At 54.4% G+C, this 4318-nt stretch carries 2 rRNA genes; both read left to right on the top strand.

From position 1 onward, the window contains the following. Positions 1-29: 29 nt before the first annotated feature. Positions 30-1556 (top strand): 16S ribosomal RNA (locus ACSS7Z_RS16190). A gap of 424 nt (positions 1557-1980) precedes the next feature. Next, positions 1981-4318, top strand: a 23S ribosomal RNA gene (locus ACSS7Z_RS16195); the annotation flags it as partial.

Here is a 4318-nt window from a genome sequence, read left to right on the forward strand (position 1 = left end):
CCTTTTTCCGGTGTGTTCAGTATTTTTCTTTTACGGAGAGTTTGATCCTGGCTCAGGATGAACGCTGGCGGCGTGCTTAACACATGCAAGTCGAACGGTGAAGCAGGAGCTTGCTCTTGTGGATCAGTGGCGAACGGGTGAGTAACACGTGAGCAACCTGCCCCTGACTCTGGGATAAGCGCTGGAAACGGCGTCTAATACTGGATACGAGACGCGACCGCATGGTCAGTGTCTGGAAAGATTTATTGGTTGGGGATGGGCTCGCGGCCTATCAGCTTGTTGGTGAGGTAATGGCTCACCAAGGCGTCGACGGGTAGCCGGCCTGAGAGGGTGACCGGCCACACTGGGACTGAGACACGGCCCAGACTCCTACGGGAGGCAGCAGTGGGGAATATTGCACAATGGGCGCAAGCCTGATGCAGCAACGCCGCGTGAGGGATGACGGCCTTCGGGTTGTAAACCTCTTTTAGCAGGGAAGAAGCGAGAGTGACGGTACCTGCAGAAAAAGCACCGGCTAACTACGTGCCAGCAGCCGCGGTAATACGTAGGGTGCAAGCGTTATCCGGAATTATTGGGCGTAAAGAGCTCGTAGGCGGTTTGTCGCGTCTGCTGTGAAATCTGGGGGCTCAACCCCCAGCCTGCAGTGGGTACGGGCAGACTAGAGTGCGGTAGGGGAGATTGGAATTCCTGGTGTAGCGGTGGAATGCGCAGATATCAGGAGGAACACCAATGGCGAAGGCAGATCTCTGGGCCGTTACTGACGCTGAGGAGCGAAAGGGTGGGGAGCAAACAGGCTTAGATACCCTGGTAGTCCACCCCGTAAACGTTGGGAACTAGTTGTGGGGTCCATTCCACGGATTCCGTGACGCAGCTAACGCATTAAGTTCCCCGCCTGGGGAGTACGGCCGCAAGGCTAAAACTCAAAGGAATTGACGGGGACCCGCACAAGCGGCGGAGCATGCGGATTAATTCGATGCAACGCGAAGAACCTTACCAAGGCTTGACATATACGAGAACGGGCCAGAAATGGTCAACTCTTTGGACACTCGTAAACAGGTGGTGCATGGTTGTCGTCAGCTCGTGTCGTGAGATGTTGGGTTAAGTCCCGCAACGAGCGCAACCCTCGTTCTATGTTGCCAGCACGTAATGGTGGGAACTCATGGAATACTGCCGGGGTCAACTCGGAGGAAGGTGGGGATGACGTCAAATCATCATGCCCCTTATGTCTTGGGCTTCACGCATGCTACAATGGCCGGTACAATGGGCTGCAATACCGTGAGGTGGAGCGAATCCCAAAAAGCCGGTCCCAGTTCGGATTGAGGTCTGCAACTCGACCTCATGAAGTCGGAGTCGCTAGTAATCGCAGATCAGCAACGCTGCGGTGAATACGTTCCCGGGTCTTGTACACACCGCCCGTCAAGTCATGAAAGTCGGTAACACCTGAAGCCGGTGGCCTAACCCCTTGTGGGAGGGAGCTGTCGAAGGTGGGATCGGTAATTAGGACTAAGTCGTAACAAGGTAGCCGTACCGGAAGGTGCGGCTGGATCACCTCCTTTCTAAGGAGCAACTGCACCCCTCGGGGTGACAGAGCCCAGATCAGAACACACGTTTCTGCTGGGAGCTCATGGGTGGAACATTTGACATGGCATCACGGATGCATCGTTTTCTTAGTACATCATCTTCGGATGGTTGGAACGGGGAGCGGTGGGGATGTGGTGTCTGCACGCTGTTGGGTCCTGAGGGACCGGGTACGTCTGGGTCTTTAGGCCTGGGTGTGACGGATTCTCAGGGCCTCTTGCTGTTTCCCTTTCGGGGGTTGCGGGGAGGGGTACCGCCCGTACTTTGAGAACTACACAGTGGACGCGAGCATCTTGCAGCCGGCCTTCGGGTTGGCTGCGAAAGATGATCTTAAAGATCATTAGTCAATTTCTGATCAACCCTTGTGGTTGGTCCGAGTTTTTTGATTCAAACTCATGTGATTTTCAAGTCTTTAAGAGCAAACGGTGAATGCCTTGGCATCTGGAGCCGAAGAAGGACGTAGCAATCTGCGATAAGCCTCGGGGAACTGATAAGCAAGTTTTGATCCGAGGGTGTCCGAATGGGGAAACCCCGCTGGGCGGCGTGCCGACCTAGTGACTCCCGCCTGAATATATAGGGCGGGTAGAGGGAACGTGGGGAAGTGAAACATCTCAGTACCCACAGGAAGAGAAAGCAACCGCGATTCCGTTAGTAGTGGCGAGCGAAACCGGATCAGGCTAAACCGAGTGTGTGTGATATCCGGCAGGAGTTGCATGTTCGGGGTTGTGGGACTTTTCAGTCATCTCTGCCGAGATGGCGGTGTTACAGAAGCGTATAGACGAACGGTCTTGAAAGGCCGGTCATAGAGGGTGCCAACCCCGTAGTCGAAATGCGTGTTCTGACACGAAGAGTATCCCAAGTAGCACGGGGCCCGAGAAATCCCGTGTGAATCTGTCAGGACCACCTGATAAGCCTAAATACTTCCAGATGACCGATAGCGGACAAGTACCGTGAGGGAAAGGTGAAAAGTACCCCGGGAGGGGAGTGAAATAGTACCTGAAACCGTTTGCTTACAAACCGTTGGAGCCTCCTTAGTAGGGGTGACAGCGTGCCTTTTGAAGAATGAGCCTGCGAGTTAGTGATATGTGGCGAGGTTAACCCGTGTGGGGTAGCCGTAGCGAAAGCGAGTCTGAATAGGGCGATTCAGTCGCATGTCCTAGACCCGAAGCGAAGTGATCTATCCATGGCCAGGTTGAAGCGTGTGTAAGAGCACGTGGAGGACCGAACCCACTTAGGTTGAAAACTGAGGGGATGAGCTGTGGATAGGGGTGAAAGGCCAATCAAACTTCGTGATAGCTGGTTCTCTCCGAAATGCATTTAGGTGCAGCGTTGCGTGTTTCTTGCCGGAGGTAGAGCTACTGGATGGCCGATGGGCCCTAAAAGGTTACTGACGTCAGCCAAACTCCGAATGCCGGTAAGTGAGAGCGCAGCAGTGAGACTGTGGGGGATAAGCTTCATAGTCGAGAGGGAAACAACCCAGACCACCATCTAAGGTCCCAAAGCGCGTGCTAAGTGGAAAAGGATGTGGAGTTGCTTAGACAACCAGGAGGTTGGCTTAGAAGCAGCCACCCTTGAAAGAGTGCGTAATAGCTCACTGGTCAAGTGATTCCGCGCCGACAATGTAACGGGGCTCAAGCACGCCACCGAAGTTGTGGCATTGACATTATTGGTAGGCCTTCGTGGTCCAGCCGTGTTGATGGGTAGGAGAGCGTCGTGTGGCCAGCGAAGCGGCGGAGTGATCCAGCCGTGGAGGCTACACGAGTGAGAATGCAGGCATGAGTAGCGAAAGACGTGTGAGAAACACGTCCTCCGAAAGACCAAGGGTTCCAGGGTCAAGCTAATCTTCCCTGGGTAAGTCGGGACCTAAGGCGAGGCCGACAGGCGTAGTCGATGGACAACGGGTTGATATTCCCGTACCGGCGAAGAACCGCCCAAGCTAATCCAGTGGTGCTAAGTATCTGAATCCTCATGACCGGATCCCTTCGGGGTGATGGGGTGAGGCCTAGCGTACGACCCCATGCTGGTGCGGTTAGCGTATTAACAGGTGTGACGCAGGAAGGTAGTCCAGCCGGGCGATGGTTGTCCCGGTGCAAGTGTGTAGGCCGAGTCGTAGGCAAATCCGCGACTCATACAGGCTGAGACACGATGCGAATAAAAAGTGGATGATCCTATGCTGCCAAGAAAAGCATCGACGCGAGGTTCTAGCCGCCCGTACCCCAAACCGACTCAGGTGGTCAGGTAGAGAATACCAAGGAGATCGAGAGAATCGTGGTTAAGGAACTCGGCAAAATGCCCCCGTAACTTCGGGAGAAGGGGGGCCTTCGGCGTATAGGGATTTACTCCCGAAAGCGTTTGGAGGCCGCAGAGACTAGTGGGGAACGACTGTTTACTAAAAACACAGGTCCGTGCCAAGTCGCAAGACGATGTATACGGACTGACGCCTGCCCGGTGCTGGAAGGTTAAGAGGACCGGTTAGCCGCAAGGCGAAGCTGAGAATTTAAGCCCCAGTAAACGGCGGTGGTAACTATAACCATCCTAAGGTAGCGAAATTCCTTGTCGGGTAAGTTCCGACCTGCACGAATGGCGTAACGATTCCCCAGCTGTCTCAACCGCGAACTCGGCGAAATTGCACTACGAGTAAAGATGCTCGTTACGCGCAGCAGGACGGAAAGACCCCGTGACCTTTACTACAGCTTGGTATTGGTGTTCGGTGTGGCTTGTGTAGGATAGGTGGGAGACT

Source organism: Microbacterium wangyouchuni, assembly GCF_051546305.1.
In the GTDB taxonomy this organism is placed as follows: Bacteria; Actinomycetota; Actinomycetes; order Actinomycetales; family Microbacteriaceae; genus Microbacterium.